This window comes from Pseudomonas sp. MF6396 (assembly GCF_002018915.1).
Taxonomy (GTDB): Bacteria; Pseudomonadota; Gammaproteobacteria; order Pseudomonadales; family Pseudomonadaceae; genus Aquipseudomonas; species Aquipseudomonas palmensis.
On the sequence record NZ_MVOK01000026.1, the window covers coordinates 14,011 to 29,100 of the forward strand.

The window sequence follows — 15,090 nt, forward strand, 5'->3', positions numbered from 1 at the left end:
TTTAAAAGCCAAAAATAATTAAATCTCTCAGGTTCGCCCGATTATTAATCGATATTAATCGACGCAAGGGAGGGTTCGTTGACTGCTTCGCTGGCAAGCCAGCGAATGCAGGACAGCGCCCTCCCGACTCCGCCGCTACACCCCCTGCGTCAACACCCGCTCCACACTGTCCACAAAGAAATCCACGCTCGTCCGCGTAGTGCACATGGGCGGCTTGATCTTGAGGATGTTCAGGTAGTCACCGGTCGGCTGCATGAAGATGCCCAGCTCGCGCAGACGCTCGCACAACGCCGCCGTCTCTTCGGTGGCCGGCTCCAGGCTGACGGCATTGCGCACCAGCTCCAGGCCCAGGTAGAACCCCGACCCATGCACCGCACCCGCCAGCGGATACTTATCGACAAGCGCCTGCAGACGCGCCTTGAAGTACCCACCCACCTCGCGCGCGTTGTCCCACAGGCCCTCCTCTTCCATCACGTCCAGCACTGCCATGCCGATACGGCAGCTCACCGGGCTGCCACCGGCCGACGAGAAGAAGTAACCCTCGGCCTCCAGCGCCTCGGCGATCTCGCGCCGGGTGATCACCGCGCCCAGCGGCTGGCCGTTGCCCATGCCCTTGGCCATGGTGATGATGTCCGGCACCACACCCTGCTGCTCGAAGCCCCAGAAGTACTCGCCCAGCCGCCCATAGCCCACCTGCACCTCGTCGGCGATGCATACCCCGCCCCGCGCGCGCACCCTGGCATACACCTGCTGCAGATACCCCGCCGGCAACGGGATGCCACCGGCATTGCCGTACACCGGCTCGCAGATGAACCCCGCCAGCTGACGCTCACCGATCTCGGCCAGGCGTTCGTCGACATCGCGCACATAGTCGGCGGTGGTGTCCTGCCCACGGTACTTGCCGCGGTAGGTGTTCGGTGCGGTCACCGGGTGCACCCAGTCGGGCCGGGTGCTCAATGCCTGCGGGTTGTCGGCGATGGAGGTCGAGATGGCATCGGTGGCCACCGACCAGCCGTGGTACGCCTCCAGCACGCTGAGCATGTCGCGCCCACCGCTGGCCGCCCACGCCAGGCGGATCGCCAGGTCGTTGGCCTCGGTGCCGCTGTTGACCAGGAACACCCGGTCCATTTCCGGCGGCGCCAGCGCCAGCAGGCGCTCGGAAAACTCGGCGATGGCCGCATAGTGAAAGCGCGAGTTGGTGTTGAGCAGCGACCACTGGCGCGCCGACTCGCTCACCATGCGCGGGTGCCCATGGCCCAGCACCGCGACGTTGTTGAGCATGTCCAGGTACGAGCGCCCCTGCATGTCGATCAGGTAGTTGCGCCAGCCGCGCTCGATATGTGGCGGCTGCTGGTAGTAGTGCTTCTGCGAGCGCGCGAAGCTGGCGTCGCGACGCGCCAGCAGGGCATGCGGGTCGGGCAGTGGCGCGGCGTCGCAGTCAAAGCCCAGCAGCGCAGCCGGCGAAGGGCACAGCGCCTGCCACGCCAGCGCGCGCGAAGGCGCGACGAAGTTCGGCGGTTGCAGGCCGGCCACGCGGCACAGCTGCACCTCGAGCTCGGTGGCGTGCCCCAGCGGCTCGCCCTGGGCGATGACCGCGCCCGATGCGGGGCTTTGCACCACCCCGCGCAGCCACAGGCTGGAGGCGTCACCTTCAAGGCACGCCCAGCCCTGCTCGCCGTGGCGCCAGGTGCCGGCAAACGGCGCCACCAGCGCACTGTCCACGGGCAGGTGCAGCTCCACGTGCAGCGCACAGGTGTGCGGTTCCAGCGGGTTGTCGATATGGGTCTGCGACAGGCGGTACTGGGCATACAACGTGCTGGCCGGGGCCGCATAGGTACGCAGCAGGTGCTGGTCGATGCCGGGCTGCTCCCAGTTGCCGGCGCTGAAGTGGTCGCTCAGCACGCCAAGATCGACCCGCACCACAGTCTGGTCGCGCAACCCCGGCAGCAGCGTGCCCGTGGCCGGCAGCGGCGCGGGCGCAAGGCCGGCCAGTTGCATGATCGCCGCCTCCATCAATGCAAACGGCACACCGGCTGCCACCTCGAAGATCTCCCACTCATGGGCCAGGTTGTCGCGGCTGTAGCTGTTGCCGGGGTCGACGCCCACCTGCTGCTCGCCACTGAGCACCAGCACCGCCGCTCGCGCCACGATCATCGGCCATAGCGCTCGCAGCTCGGCCTCGTGCAGCGGGTTGAGCGCATGGTAGGCAGCGATGGCCGGCAGGATGCGCAGCGGGTCGCCGTCGACATGATGCAGCAGCGCCGCGCAGGTCACCGACAGGTCGGCGATGCGCCAGGTGTGCAGCAGGTCGCCGAAATCGATCACCCCCTGCAACTGCCACTCGCGTGCGCCATCGCGCTGCCACACGGCGTTGTCATCGGTAATGTCCAGGTGCACCGCCTGCATCGGCAGCTGCGCCAGCAACGGCTCTAGCGCCACGCGGGCCTGCTCGGCAATGGCCTGCACCCGCACCTTGCGCGGCCCGTCGGCCAGCACCGGGAGCAGGTGGGCGATCACCGCCTGGGCATGGCGCGGGTCCCATTGCAGGGTGCGCTCCAGCCCGGGGTGGGTGAAGTCCGCCAGCGCCAGGTCGACCCGTGCACACAGCGCCCCCAGCTCGTGCATCAGGCGCGGCGCCATGTACGGCAGGCGGGTCAGGGTCTGGCCCTCGATGTAGGTGAGCACCCGGGCGCGCACCGGCTGGCCGTCGATCGTCAGTGCCAGCAACGGCTCGCCACCGTTGGCACGACGAACGGCCGGTACCGGCACACCCTGACGGTGCAGGTGCTCCAGCGCCGCATGCTGGGCTTCAAGCTCCTGCTGCGCATAGTCGCCATGGCAGACCTTGAGCACGAAGCGCCCGTGGGGCGTATCGACGCGAAAGTTCAGGTCCTGCTGGCTGCCCAGCGGCTGCAGCGTGCCTTGAAGCCCGTAATGCGCCTGCAGCAGCTGCGCCGCCTGGGCCGGGTCGAGATCGGGGCATGGCAGGCTGGCGCGGTGAATGAGGGTGTTCAGCGACATGGAGAAGGCCTCGATTTTTTTTGTCGCTTATATCGCCACCGCTGCTGCCGATAAGCAAGGGGAGTGACGAAGAGAAAGAATTGAACGTATTCTGACCCGCCGTCGATTTCGCCCTCCAACCCCGGGACAGACGCTTGAAGCAGGTTGCCATCCTCCAATCCAACTACATTCCCTGGAAGGGGTACTTCGACCTGATTGCGGCCGTGGACGAGTTCATCGTCTACGACGACATGCAGTACACCAAGAACGACTGGCGCAACCGCAACCGCATCAAGACCCCCAACGGCCTGGAGTGGCTGACCATCCCGACCGGGCAGAACATCAACCGGCGCATCCGCGACGTCGAGCTGGCCCCGGGCAACTGGCAGGCCAAGCACTGGAAGAGCCTGGTGGCCAACTACGCCAAGGCGCCTTGCTGGCACGAAGTGGCCGCATGGCTGCAACCGCTGTACCTGGACTGCCAGCACCGCAACCTGAGCGAGCTCAACGTGCTGCTGATACAGGCCGTGTGCGACTACCTGGGCATCACCACGCGCATCACCCGCTCGTGGGACTACACCCTGGGCGAAGGCAAGACCGAACGTCTGGTCGATCTGTGCCAGCAGGCCGGAGCCACGCACTATGTGTCCGGGCCGGCAGCCAGGGACTACCTTGATGAACAACAGTTCGCCGACAGCGCCATCGAGCTCAGCTGGTTCGACTATGACGGCTATCCGACCTATCCACAGCAATGGGGCGAATTCAGTCACGCGGTCAGCATTCTCGACCTGCTGTTCAACTGCGGGCCCCGCGCCGCGCACTACATGAGGTATGCCCCACGATGACTCGCGACATTTCCACCCCACGTCCACCTCTCGGCAGCCTGGTCATCGGCAGCACCTCCGTGATCGGCCAGGCCATCGCCCACGGCCTGGCGCAACTGGGCCCGGTGCAGACCGCAGGGCGGCGTGATGCCGACGTGTTCTTCGACCTGAGCCAGCCCGACCGCGTACCCGCCAGCGTGCCGCCGTTCGACGTGGTGGTACTGGCCGCCGCCGACTTTGGCGGCCCCGGCATCGACGACCTGATCCGCGCCGAGCAGGTCAACGCGGTCGGCACGCTGGCCGCCTGCCAACTGGCACAACGCAGCGAGGCCAGGCACCTGATACTGATTTCGTCGGTGTTTGCCAGCCACGTCCCGGGCGACCCTCACTACAGCATCTACTCGCTGTCCAAACGCCACTCCGAGGAGCTCGCCAGCCTGTTCTGCAGCGCGCACGGCATCGCCCTGACCATCCTGCGCCCCAGCCAGGTGTATGACGCCGCCGGTGCCTGCCGCACCCATCAGCCGCTGCTGTATGCCTTCGCCGACCAGGCCCAGGCCGGCAACGACATCAGCCTGTTCGGCAACAACGACGCGCGGCGCAACTACCTGCACCTGGACGACCTGGTGCAGATCTGCACCCGTGTGGCCGCCACCACGACCACCGGGCTGTTCAACTGTGTCCACCCCGACAGCCCTGCACTGAGCGAAATCGCCCAGGCCGCGTTGTCCGCCTTCGGCCAGCAGGGCCAGGTGCGCTTTCTGCGCGACAAGCCGGATGTGCCCGACCTGCCAGCGCAGCTGCTCGACCCGGCGTTGCACGCCGCCATCGACTTCATGCCGCAGGTGAATATCCACCAGGGTTTCGAAATGATCCGACAGCATCGGGAGCGCACGGCATGAGCACGGTCATGGTTACCGGCGTGGGCGCCATCATGGGCTACGGCCTGCTCAAGTCGTTGCGTGCCAGCGACCCGGCCGTGGTGCTGGTAGGCACCGATATCTACGACGATGCTGCCGGCAGGGCCTGGTGCGACGCCTTCGCGCAGGCGCCCCTGACCGCCAGCGCCGACTACCCGGCGTGGCTCGAACGGGTGGTCAGGCAGCACGCGGTCGACCTGGTGATACCTGGCATCGAGCAGGACCTGCACTGGTTCTCGGACCACCGTGAACAGGTGGCGCAACTGGGCTGTGGCGTGGTGCTCAACAGCCGAGCGCTGATCGATCTGTCCCGCGACAAGTGGGCGATGGACCAGGCGCTGGCCGCCGCCGACGAGCCGGCGCGAATCCCCAGCTACCTGTCGGGCAGTTTCGCCGAGCTGGTCCGGACCCTGGGCCTGCCCTTCCTGCTCAAGCCACGTCGCAGTTATGCCTCCAAGGGCCTGGTGTGGGTACAAAGCGCCAGCGACTTCGAACCCCATGCGCACCTGCTGGGCGAGGTGCTGATGGCCCAACCGATCATCGGCAGCGCCGAGCAGGAGTTCACCGTGGCGGTGTTCGGCGATGGCGAAGGCGGCAGCTTCGGGTCGATCACCCTGCAGCGCAAGCTGGCCGCCGACGGTTCCACCGCCAAGGCCTGGGTGCGCCAGGAGGCTTCGCTGGATGAAGTGGTGGCGCGCCTGTGTGCACACTTCAGGCCCGTGGGCCCGACCAACCTGCAGTTTCGCCGCGATGCCGACGGCAGCTGGAAACTGCTGGAGATCAACCCGCGTATCTCCTCCACCAGCTCCATGCGCCGGGCCTTCGGCTACAACGAGGCGGCCATGTGCCTGGACTTCTTCCTGAACCGCAAGGCGCCCCCCACCCCCGAGATCCGACCGGGGTTCGCGGTGCGCTACATCGAGGAGCTCGTGGTCCATGATCGGGATCATTTCTGATATCCACGGCAACTTCGTCGCACTCTCGGCGGTGCTCGACGAGCTGGAGCGCCTGGGCGTGTCGCAGATCATCTGCCTGGGCGACACGGCCGGGTACTACTGCCAGATCAACGAGTGCTGCGACGCGCTGCGCGAACGCGGCATCTTCAGCCTGATGGGCAACCACGACTGGTACCTGTCGAGCAACACGCCCTGCCCACGCTCCAACAGTGCCAACGCCTGCCTGGACTACCAGAAGGGCATCCTCACGGCCGCCAACGCGGCATGGCTCGCGGCATTGCCCGCACGCGGCCGGCAACACGGCATCGAGCTGGTGCACGGCGGCTGGAACGACCCCATCGAAGAGTACCTGCGCCCCTCGCAGGCGTATTTCGAGGCGCTGCCCGGCACGCACTTCGCCTCGGGCCACACCCATGTGCAGATGCTCTGGCAGGGCCGCGGCAAGGTCTACTGCAACCCCGGCTCGGTCGGCCAGCCACGCGACGGCGACCCGCGTGCGGCCTTCGCCACCTGGCACGCCGGCCAGTTCACCCTGCACCGTGTGGCCTACGACATCCCGCGCATGCAGCAGGCGATGAGCGACGCCGGGTTCACCGCGTACTTTTCCGACAACCTGCCCCTCGGCGCGCAGATCGGCGGCAGGATCAGCCACTATTAACTACGCGGGCATTCGGCCGATAGCCTGACGTCGGCCAGCGCTGCGTTGCCCTTGCACCGGCCGGCGCCTGGCGACAAGCTACGAGCCACCTGAACACCACCCGCTGCACCAAAGGCCATTCGACATGCGCATACTCATCACCGGCGGTGCCGGCTTCATCGGTTCGGCGCTGGTCCGCCACCTGATCGAGCACACCGACCACCACGTGCTCAACCTGGACAAGCTGACCTACGCCGGCAACCTGGAGTCGCTGCACAGCATCGCCAGCAACACCCGCTACGAGTTCGTGCAGGCCGATATCGTCGACCAGGCCACGGTGAGCGCGGTGCTGGAGCGCTTCCGGCCCCAGGCGATCATGCACCTGGCAGCCGAGTCGCATGTCGACCGCTCCATCGACGGGCCAGCGGCGTTCATCCAGACCAACATCGTCGGCACCTACAGCCTGCTCGAAGCCACCCGCGCCTATTGGGGCACGCTGCCGGCCGCCGAGCGCGAGGCGTTTCGCTTCCATCACGTGTCCACCGACGAGGTGTATGGCGACCTGCATGGGGTCGACGACCTGTTCACCGAAACCACCCCCTACGCACCCAGTTCGCCCTACTCGGCGAGCAAGGCCGCGTCCGACCACCTGGTGCGCGCCTGGCAGCGCACCTACGGGCTGCCGGTGCTGCTGACCAACTGCTCGAACAACTACGGGCCGTACCACTTCCCGGAAAAACTCATCCCGCTGGTGATCCTCAACGCCCTGGCGGGCAAGCCGCTGCCGGTGTACGGCAACGGCCAGCAGGTGCGCGACTGGCTGTTCGTCGAGGACCATGCCCGCGCCCTGCTCAAGGTGGTCACCGCAGGTGAGGTAGGCCAGACCTACAACATCGGCGGGCACAACGAGCAGACCAACCTCGGGGTGGTGCACGCCATCTGCGCACTGCTCGAAGAGCTGGCCCCCGCACACCCGGCGGGCGTGGCGCGCTATGCCGACCTGATCACCTTCGTGCAGGACCGCCCCGGCCACGACCTGCGCTACGCCATCGACGCCGGCAAGATCGAGCGCGAGCTGGGCTGGCGCCCTGAAGAAACCTTCGCCACCGGCCTGCGCAAGACCGTGCAGTGGTACCTGGATAACCTGGAATGGTGCCGCCATGTGCAGGACGGCAGCTACCAGGGCCAGCGCCTGGGCAACAGCGATTTCAAGGACCTGATTGCATGACCAAAGGCATCGTACTGGCAGGCGGCTCCGGCACGCGCCTGCACCCCATCACCCTGGGCATTTCCAAACAGCTGCTGCCGGTTTACGACAAGCCGATGATCTACTACCCGATCTCGGTGCTGATGCTGGCCGGCATCCGCGAGATCCTGATCATCTCCACCCCTCACGACCTGCCACACTTTCGCCAGCTGCTGGGCGACGGCAGCCAGTTCGGGGTGCACTTCGAGTATGCAGAGCAGCCCTCGCCCGACGGCCTGGCCCAGGCGTTCCTGATCGGCGAATCGTTCATCGGTGACGACTCGGTGTGCCTGATCCTGGGCGACAACGTGTTCCACGGCCAGCGTTTCACCGAGCAACTGCTGCGCGCCGCCGCCCACTCCAGCGGCGCAACGGTGTTCGGCTATTGGGTCAAGGACCCGGAGCGTTTCGGCGTGATCGAGTTCGACGCGGCAGGCAACGCCTTGTCGATCGAAGAAAAGCCCGCGCAGCCCAGGTCCAGCTACGCGGTCACCGGCCTGTACTTCTACGACAACGACGTGGTGCGCATCGCCCGCGACATCAAGCCTTCGCCGCGTGGGGAGCTTGAGATCACCGATGTCAACAATGCCTACCTGCGCCGTGGCGACCTGCGCGTGGAGCGCTTCGGGCGTGGCTTCGCCTGGCTCGACACCGGCACCCACGACAGCCTGCTGGAGGCCTCGCAGTACGTGCAGACCATCGAGCATCGCCAGGGCCTGAAGGTCGCCTGCCTTGAAGAGATCGCCTTCCAGCAGGACTGGATCTGCCAGGAGCGTCTGCTGGAACGGGCCAAGGCCTTCGGCAAGACCGGCTACGGCCAGTACCTGTACGGCCTGACCGGAGACCAGCAATGGAAGTGATCGCCACCGCGCTACCGGACGTGCTGATCCTCGAACCCAGGGTGTTCGGCGATGACCGCGGGTTCTTCTACGAGAGCTTCAACGCCCAGGCCTTCAGGGCCGCAACCGGCATCGATGCACAGTTCGTGCAGGACAATCATTCACGCTCGCTGCGCGGCGTGCTGCGCGGCCTGCACTATCAGGTGCACAACCCCCAGGGCAAGCTGGTGCGCGTGACCCAGGGCGAGGTGCTGGACGTGGCGGTGGATATCCGCCGCAGCTCGCCGACCTTCGGGCAATGGGTGGCGGTACACCTGTCGGCCGCCAACCACCGGCAGGTGTGGATCCCCCAGGGGTTTGCCCACGGTTTCCGGGTGCTCAGCGACAGCGCCGAGTTCCTGTACAAGACCACCGACTACTACAACCCGAGCGCCGAGCGCTGCATTCGCTGGGACGACCCGCAGCTGGCCATCGACTGGCAACTGGACGCACCGCCGCAGCTGTCGGCCAAGGATCAGGTCGGCCAGTTGCTCAAGGACGCCGACCTGTTCCCATGAAAATCCTCATCACCGGGCGCAATGGCCAGCTCGCCCAGGCCCTGCAGCAGCGCCTGGCCGGGTTGGGCCAGGTGCATGTACTGGGCCGCGAACAGCTCGACCTGGCCGAGCCCGAACGCATCCGCCAGGTAGTACGCGAGCTGAGCCCCGACCTGCTGGTGAACGCCGCCGCCTATACCGCAGTCGACCAGGCCGAAAACGAACCTGCGCTGGCCTTCGCCATCAACGCCACTGCACCCGGTGTACTTGCCGAGGAGGCCGCACGGCTGGGCGTACCGCTGCTGCACTACTCCACCGACTACGTGTTCGACGGCAGCAAGGCCACGCCCTACACCGAAGACGACGCGCCCAACCCCCTGAGCGTGTACGGACGCAGCAAGCTGGCTGGCGAGCAGGCCATCCATGCCGTGGGCGGCGCGCACCTGACACTGCGCACCAGTTGGGTGTACTCGTTGCACGGGCGCAATTTTCTGCTGACCATGCAGCGTCTGCTGCAGGAAAAACCGCAGCTGCGCGTGGTCGCCGACCAGATCGGTGCACCGACCTGGGCCGGTAGCCTGGCCGCCAGCACCCTGGCGTTGATCCAGCGCTGGCAGGCCGGGCAGGCGGGTGCGTGGGGCACCTACCACATGACCGCGCAGGGCCAGACCTCCTGGTTCGGTTTCGCCCAGGCCATCGGCGAGCATCTGAAGGCTCAGGGCAGGCCCTGCGCGCAGCTGCTGCCGATCCCGTCCAGCGAATACCCGACCCCGGCGCAGCGCCCACTGAACTCGCGCCTGGACTGCAGCCGCCTGCGCCAGCAGTGGCAGGTGGAGCAGCCAGACTGGCGTCAAGCGCTGATCGAGTGCCTGAAGTAGCGCATAATGCGGCCAACGTTTCTGCGCCCTTTGCGACGCCATCGCGGGTCAAGCCCGCTCCCACGGGATAATCAGTGGCCTTGTGGGAGCGGGCTTGACCCGCGATGGGCTGCAACGCGGCCCCCCACCAAAGCCCGGTTTGCGATGACCATGACCCCGACCCTCCCCCGCCGTCCGCGCTGGCGCAGCCTGGCCCTCCTGGCGCTGTGCCTGGCGCCGCTGCTGTGGCCGCTGCAACGTCTGGCCGAGCACTACTACCAGGAGGAACTGGCCAGCCAGAACCGCCAGACCCTGGACCTGTACGTGGCCAACCTGCTGGGCACCCTGCACCGCTACGAGACCCTGCCGCAGATCCTCGGTGACCTGCCGGCATTGCGCGCGGTGCTGGCCGACCCGATACGCCTCGAGACCCTGACCAACGCCAACCGCCTGCTCGACGACATCTGCGCGCAGACCGGCGCCGAGGTGATGTACCTGATGGACGTCAACGGCAACACCCTGGCGGCCTCCAACTGGAACAAGCACGACAACTTTGCCGGGCGCAACTTCTCGTTCCGCCCCTACTTCAGCGAAGCCATGCAGGGCCGGCTGGGGCGTTTCTTCGGCCAGGGCACCACCTCGGCCAAGCGCGGCTACTTCTTCGCCGCAGCAGTGCGCGACGGCGACCAGGTGATCGGCGTACTGGTGGCCAAGATCGACCTGGATCACACCGAAACCCTGTGGGGCAAAACCCCCGAGCAACTGCTGGTGACCGACCACAACGGCGTGGTGATCCTCACCTCGCGCCCCGACTGGCGCTTTCGCGCCACGCGCCCGCTCAGCGAGGCCGAGCGCGACGCGATCGTGGCGATCCAGCCCTACCCCACCACCACGCCCAAGCCCCTCAGGCTCAACCCCGATGCCTGGCTGACCCAGACCCAGGCCATCCCCGAGACCGGCTGGCAGGTCAGCATCCTGGCCCCGCGCACCCTGGTCGACCGCTCGGTGAGCACGGTGCTGTTCATCGGCGCCGCCACCCTGCTGGTGGTGATGCTGCTGCTCGGGCTGGTGATGCAGCGCCGGCGCAACTACATGGACCGCCTCGACTTCGAGGCCCGCGCCCGCCAGGAGCTGGAGCTGCGCGTGGCCGAACGCACCGCCGCCCTCGAAGGCCTCAACAGCCGCCTCAAGACCGAAGTGCTTGAGCGCGAGCAGGCCCAGCAGGAACTGGTGCGTGCCCAGGACGAGCTGGTGCAGGCCGGCAAGCTGTCGGTGCTGGGCACCATGTCGGCAAGCATCAGCCATGAGCTCAACCAGCCGCTGGCGGCGATCCGCAGCTACGCCGAGAACGCCGAGATCCTGCTCGACCACCAGCGCACCGACGATGCGCGCAGCAACCTCAAGCTGATCAGCGAACTGACCGGGCGCATGGCCTCGCTCATCGCCCACCTGCGCGCCTTCGCCCGGCGTGACCGGCATGCGCCGGAAAGCGTGGCGCTGCAGCCGGCACTGGACGACGCCCTGGCCCTGCTGGCCAAGCGGCGCCGGGCGATGGCGGTGGAGCTGGTGCGCGACCTGCCCGAGGCCACCCTGTGGGTGCAGGCCGGCGAAACCCGCCTGCGCCAGGTACTGGGCAACCTGCTGGCCAACGCCCTCGACGCACTGACCGAAAAGGCCAACCCGCGCAAGCTCTGGCTAAGTGCCGAACGCCGCGAAGGCAGCGTCTACCTGACCATTCGCGACAACGGCCCGGGCTTCAGCAGCCAGGCCCTGCTGCGCGCACGCGAGCCGTTCTTCACCACCAAGACGCGCACCCAGGGCCTGGGCCTGGGCCTGGCGATCTGCGATACGCTGATCAACGCGCTGGGCGGTGAGCTGGTGCTGGCCAACCACCCGGAAGGCGGTGCGCTGCTGACCCTGCAACTGCGCGTGGCCACCCCCGGCGCCGCGCTTCAAACCTCGGAGGACTCCTCGGCATGACGACCGACACACTGATCGACAGCCGCACCCAGGTCGTCCTGGTCGATGACGACCCGCACCTGCGTCAGGCCCTGAGCCAGACCCTGGACCTCGCCGGCCTGCGCGTGCTGCCCCTGAGCGACGCCCAGGGCCTGGCCGCGCGCCTGGAAAGCGACTGGCCCGGGGTGGTGGTGAGCGATATCCGCATGCCCGGCATCGACGGCCTGCAACTGCTCGAACAACTGCATGCCCAGGACCCGGACCTGCCGGTGCTGCTGATCACTGGCCACGGCGACGTGCCGCTGGCGGTGCAGGCGATGCGCGCCGGGGCCTACGACTTTCTCGAAAAGCCCTTCGCCAGCGACGCCCTGCTCGACAGCGTGCGCCGCGGCCTGGCGCTGCGCCGCCTGGTGCTGGACAACCGCAGCCTGCGCCTGGCCCTGAGCGATCGCCAGCAACTGAGCACGCGCCTGGTGGGCCAGTCGACCCCGATGGCCCGACTGCGCGAGCAGATCGGCGCGCTGGCCGGCACCCGCGCCGATGTGCTGATACTGGGCGAGACCGGCGCCGGCAAGGAGGTGGTGGCGCGCGCGCTGCACGACCTGTCGAGCCGGCGCGACGGCCCGTTCGTGGCGATCAACGCCGGTGCCCTGGCCGAATCGGTGGTCGAGAGCGAGCTGTTCGGCCACGAGCCGGGGGCCTTTACCGGGGCGCAGAAGCGGCGCATCGGCAAGTTCGAATTCGCCAATGGCGGCACGCTGTTTCTCGATGAAATCGAGAGCATGAGCCTGGATGTACAGGTCAAGCTGCTGCGCCTGCTGCAGGAGCGGGTGGTCGAGCGCCTGGGCGGCAACCAGCTGATCCCGCTGGATATCCGCATCATCGCCGCCACCAAGGAAGACCTGCGCCAGGCTGCCGACCAGGGGCGTTTTCGCGCCGACCTGTATTACCGCCTAAACGTCGCGCCGCTGCGCATCCCCCCCCTGCGCGAGCGCGGCGACGATGTGCTGATGCTGTTCCAGCATTTTGCCGACGCCGCCAGCGAACGCCACGGCCTGCCCCCCCACGTGCTGCAACCGGCGCAACGTGCGACGCTGCTGCGCCATGCGTGGCCGGGCAACGTGCGCGAGCTGCAGAACGCCGCCGAGCGCTTCGCCCTGGGCCTGGAGCTGGCCCTGGACGGCGACAGCCCTGGCCCGGTCGATCAGGCGCAGGCAGCGCCGGGCAGCGGCAACCTCAGCGACCAGGTCGAGCAGTTCGAACGCTCGCTGATCGCCGCCGAACTGACCCGCCCGCACAGCTCGATGCGCAGCCTGGCCGAAGCCCTCGGCGTGCCGCGCAAGACCCTGCACGACAAGCTGCGCAAACACGGCCTGAGCTTTGCCGACAGCAATGCCAGTGGCACCGACGACACCGAGGACAACCGCTGATGAACCCGAGCCATTACCTGCAGGACGTGCTGCACGCCGACATCCCGCTGACCCGCGAGATGGGCCTGCAGGTGCTCGACTGGCAGCACCAGCGGCTGCGCCTGCAATTGCCGCTGGCGGCCAACGTCAACCACAAGAGCACCATGTTCGGCGGCAGCCTGTATTGCGCGGCCGTGCTGGCAGGCTGGGGCTGGCTGCACCTGCGCCTGCGCGAGGCGGGCATCGGCGACGGGCATATCGTCATCCAGGAAGGCCAGATCAGCTACCCGCTGCCGGTCACCGGCGCCGGCGTGGCGGTGTGCGCGGCGCCCGAGGCCAAGGTCTGGGAGCGCTTCGTGGCCACCTACCAGCGCTACGGCCGCGCGCGCCTGACCCTGCACACCCAGGTGTTCAACGAAGGCAGTGAAACGCCCGCCGTGCAGTTCGGCGGGCAGTACGTGCTACACCGCTGAGGCGAGCGCGAGCAGGCTGGCGCGCCACGGCGCTGCGGCTGGCAGGGCAAGGAAGAAAGGATTGAGCAGGCTTTCGCGGGATGGGTAGGCGAACGGCTGGCCGTCCAGGCCCAGCACTTCGCCGCCGGCGCCTTCGAGCACGCCCTGGGCGGCGGCGGTGTCCCACTGCGAGGTCGGCGCCAGGCGCGGGTAGCAGTCGGCGGCGCCTTCGGCGAGCAGACAGAACTTGAGCGAGCTGCCCACGGAGGTCAGCTCCAGCTCACCCACCGCCGCACTCAGGCCGGCCAGCAGGCGCTCCTGCTCGGGGCTGCTGTGGCGGCGGCTGGCGACCACGGTGAACGGGGTGCCGGCAGGCGGCGCCGCACGCACGCTGATCGGCGCTGCCGGCGCGTGCGGGTCTTCGTGCCAGGCGCCAAGGCCCTGGCCACCGTAGTAGCAACGCCCCGTGGTGGGCACCCCGACCACGCCGAATACCACCCGACCCTGTTCGACCAGGGCGATGTTGACGGTGAACTCTTCGCTGCCGGCGATGAACTCCTTGGTGCCGTCCAGCGGGTCCACCAGCCACCAGCGCTGCCACTGTTGGCGCTCGGCCAGGCCGATGTCGCAGTCTTCCTCGGACAGCACCGGGATATGGGGCGCCAGCCGCTGCAGGCCAGCGGCGATCACGTCGTGGGCGGCGATATCGGCTGCGGTCACCGGCGAGGCATCGAGCTTGGTCTGCACGGCCACGTCCGCACGCCAGAACGGCAGGATGGCAGCGCCCGCCTGCCGGGTCAGCTGCACCACCTGCTGCATCAGTTCGCGGTCGTTCATGCGCCGAACACGCCGCGCTGGGTCAGCAGGTCACGCACCAGGTACAGCGCCGCCAGCGCCCGCCCTTCGGAGAACTGCGGATGCTGGGCCAGGGCCGATAGCTCGCGCAGGTTGACCTTGTCGACACGCATCGGCTCGGGCTCGTCGCCCTCCAGGCGCTCTTCGAACAGGTCGGTGGCCAGCACCACCTGGATCTTCTGGCTCATGTAGCCGGGCGACAGCGACAGCTCGGTCAGGTGTTCCAGCTGCCGGGCGCCGAAGCCGGCCTCTTCCTTGAGTTCACGGTTGGCCGCCGCCAGCACGTCTTCACCGGGCTCGATCAGGCCCTTGGGCAGCGACAGCTCGTACTCGTCGGTGCCGCCGCAGTATTCCTCCACCAGCACCGCGTGCTCGGCATCGAGCATCGCCACGATCATCACCGCGCCATAGCCGTTGCCGCGCCCGACCAGGCGTTCATAGGTACGTTCGGTGCCGTTGCTGAAGCGCAGCTCGACCGCTTCGACACGGAACAGGCGGCTGCTTGCAACAATTTCGCGACTGAGGACAGTGGGTTTCTGGCGCATGAGGGGGCGGCTCCTTGGCGGTAACGGGGTACTATACCGTCCACCGAGTCTGGAT

The 15,090-nt window shown here is 67.6% G+C and carries 14 protein-coding genes; 11 read left to right on the plus strand and 3 right to left on the minus strand.

Annotation, left to right across the window (positions count from 1 at the left end; translation table 11 throughout):
* Positions 1 to 135: 135 nt before the first annotated feature.
* The gene (locus MF6396_RS22165; protein WP_078481592.1) at positions 136 to 3,021 is read right to left on the minus strand and encodes an aminotransferase; all 2,886 of its coding nucleotides are present in this window, start codon (positions 3,019 to 3,021) and stop codon (positions 136 to 138) included.
* Between the two features lie 134 nt (positions 3,022 to 3,155).
* Here MF6396_RS22165 and MF6396_RS22170 point away from each other — a divergent pair, with 134 nt between their 5' ends.
* The 11 genes from MF6396_RS22170 (at position 3,156) to MF6396_RS22220 (ending at position 13,656) form a co-directional block, all read left to right on the plus strand.
* Complete coding sequence (locus tag MF6396_RS22170; protein WP_078481593.1) at positions 3,156 to 3,845, plus strand: WbqC family protein; 690 nt, start codon at positions 3,156 to 3,158, stop codon at positions 3,843 to 3,845.
* Positions 3,842 to 4,726, plus strand: coding sequence for an NAD-dependent epimerase/dehydratase family protein (locus MF6396_RS22175; RefSeq protein WP_161493043.1), 885 nt, complete (start codon positions 3,842 to 3,844; stop codon positions 4,724 to 4,726). Before MF6396_RS22170 ends, MF6396_RS22175 begins: the two co-directional genes overlap by 4 nt.
* Complete coding sequence (locus MF6396_RS22180; RefSeq protein ID WP_054915926.1) at positions 4,723 to 5,700, plus strand: ATP-grasp domain-containing protein; 978 nt, start codon at positions 4,723 to 4,725, stop codon at positions 5,698 to 5,700. Before MF6396_RS22175 ends, MF6396_RS22180 begins: the two co-directional genes overlap by 4 nt.
* Positions 5,681 to 6,358: a metallophosphoesterase family protein gene (locus MF6396_RS22185; protein ID WP_043861653.1), complete on the plus strand. Its 678-nt coding sequence runs from the start codon at positions 5,681 to 5,683 to the stop codon at positions 6,356 to 6,358. Before MF6396_RS22180 ends, MF6396_RS22185 begins: the two co-directional genes overlap by 20 nt.
* 124 nt (positions 6,359 to 6,482) lie before the next feature.
* On the plus strand, positions 6,483 to 7,565 hold the full coding sequence (gene rfbB, locus MF6396_RS22190; protein WP_078481595.1) for a dTDP-glucose 4,6-dehydratase: 1,083 nt from the start codon (positions 6,483 to 6,485) through the stop codon (positions 7,563 to 7,565).
* Positions 7,562 to 8,443 (plus strand): glucose-1-phosphate thymidylyltransferase RfbA, encoded by an 882-nt coding sequence (gene rfbA, locus MF6396_RS22195; RefSeq protein WP_078481596.1) that lies wholly within the window; start codon positions 7,562 to 7,564, stop codon positions 8,441 to 8,443. Before rfbB ends, rfbA begins: the two co-directional genes overlap by 4 nt.
* Positions 8,434 to 8,979, plus strand: a complete 546-nt coding sequence (gene rfbC / locus MF6396_RS22200) for a dTDP-4-dehydrorhamnose 3,5-epimerase (protein WP_043861650.1) — start codon at positions 8,434 to 8,436, stop codon at positions 8,977 to 8,979. Before rfbA ends, rfbC begins: the two co-directional genes overlap by 10 nt.
* Positions 8,976 to 9,836 (plus strand): dTDP-4-dehydrorhamnose reductase, encoded by an 861-nt coding sequence (gene rfbD, locus MF6396_RS22205; protein ID WP_054915923.1) that lies wholly within the window; start codon positions 8,976 to 8,978, stop codon positions 9,834 to 9,836. The genes rfbC and rfbD overlap by 4 nt, the downstream gene beginning before the upstream one ends.
* Before the next feature lie 144 nt (positions 9,837 to 9,980).
* Positions 9,981 to 11,795 carry a sensor histidine kinase gene (locus MF6396_RS22210; protein ID WP_078481598.1) on the plus strand — a complete coding sequence of 605 codons (1,815 nt, stop codon included), beginning with the start codon at positions 9,981 to 9,983 and terminating at the stop codon, positions 11,793 to 11,795.
* A complete protein-coding gene (locus tag MF6396_RS22215; protein WP_043861648.1) occupies positions 11,792 to 13,204 on the plus strand; it encodes a sigma-54-dependent transcriptional regulator in 1,413 nt (470 codons plus the stop codon). The genes MF6396_RS22210 and MF6396_RS22215 overlap by 4 nt, the downstream gene beginning before the upstream one ends.
* The gene (locus MF6396_RS22220; RefSeq protein ID WP_043861647.1) at positions 13,204 to 13,656 is read left to right on the plus strand and encodes a YiiD C-terminal domain-containing protein; all 453 of its coding nucleotides are present in this window, start codon (positions 13,204 to 13,206) and stop codon (positions 13,654 to 13,656) included. The genes MF6396_RS22215 and MF6396_RS22220 overlap by 1 nt, the downstream gene beginning before the upstream one ends.
* Here MF6396_RS22220 and cysQ read toward each other — a convergent pair.
* Both cysQ and nudE read right to left on the minus strand, forming a co-directional pair.
* Entirely contained in the window at positions 13,645 to 14,472 is an 828-nt protein-coding gene (cysQ, locus tag MF6396_RS22225) for a 3'(2'),5'-bisphosphate nucleotidase CysQ (protein ID WP_078481599.1), read from the minus strand. The two genes, MF6396_RS22220 and cysQ, sit on opposite strands and share 12 nt — an antisense overlap.
* Positions 14,469 to 15,035, minus strand: a complete 567-nt coding sequence (nudE, locus tag MF6396_RS22230) for an ADP compounds hydrolase NudE (RefSeq protein ID WP_043861645.1) — start codon at positions 15,033 to 15,035, stop codon at positions 14,469 to 14,471. The genes cysQ and nudE overlap by 4 nt, the downstream gene beginning before the upstream one ends.
* Positions 15,036 to 15,090: the final 55 nt, after the last annotated feature.

Excerpts from the sequence above, each read along its gene's own strand:
- MF6396_RS22220 (WP_043861647.1), top strand. The coding sequence starts at position 13,204 with ATGAACCCGAGCCATTACCTGCAGGACGTGCTGCACGCCGACATCCCG.
- rfbC (WP_043861650.1), top strand. The coding sequence starts at position 8,434 with ATGGAAGTGATCGCCACCGCGCTACCGGACGTGCTGATCCTCGAACCC.
- MF6396_RS22180 (WP_054915926.1), top strand. The coding sequence starts at position 4,723 with ATGAGCACGGTCATGGTTACCGGCGTGGGCGCCATCATGGGCTACGGC.
- rfbB (WP_078481595.1), top strand. The coding sequence starts at position 6,483 with ATGCGCATACTCATCACCGGCGGTGCCGGCTTCATCGGTTCGGCGCTG.
- cysQ (WP_078481599.1), bottom strand. The coding sequence starts at position 14,472 with ATGAACGACCGCGAACTGATGCAGCAGGTGGTGCAGCTGACCCGGCAG.
- MF6396_RS22215 (WP_043861648.1), top strand. The coding sequence starts at position 11,792 with ATGACGACCGACACACTGATCGACAGCCGCACCCAGGTCGTCCTGGTC.
- nudE (WP_043861645.1), bottom strand. The coding sequence starts at position 15,035 with ATGCGCCAGAAACCCACTGTCCTCAGTCGCGAAATTGTTGCAAGCAGC.
- rfbA (WP_078481596.1), top strand. The coding sequence starts at position 7,562 with ATGACCAAAGGCATCGTACTGGCAGGCGGCTCCGGCACGCGCCTGCAC.
- MF6396_RS22175 (WP_161493043.1), top strand. The coding sequence starts at position 3,842 with ATGACTCGCGACATTTCCACCCCACGTCCACCTCTCGGCAGCCTGGTC.
- rfbD (WP_054915923.1), top strand. The coding sequence starts at position 8,976 with ATGAAAATCCTCATCACCGGGCGCAATGGCCAGCTCGCCCAGGCCCTG.
- MF6396_RS22210 (WP_078481598.1), top strand. The coding sequence starts at position 9,981 with ATGACCATGACCCCGACCCTCCCCCGCCGTCCGCGCTGGCGCAGCCTG.
- MF6396_RS22185 (WP_043861653.1), top strand. The coding sequence starts at position 5,681 with ATGATCGGGATCATTTCTGATATCCACGGCAACTTCGTCGCACTCTCG.
- MF6396_RS22165 (WP_078481592.1), bottom strand. The coding sequence starts at position 3,021 with ATGTCGCTGAACACCCTCATTCACCGCGCCAGCCTGCCATGCCCCGAT.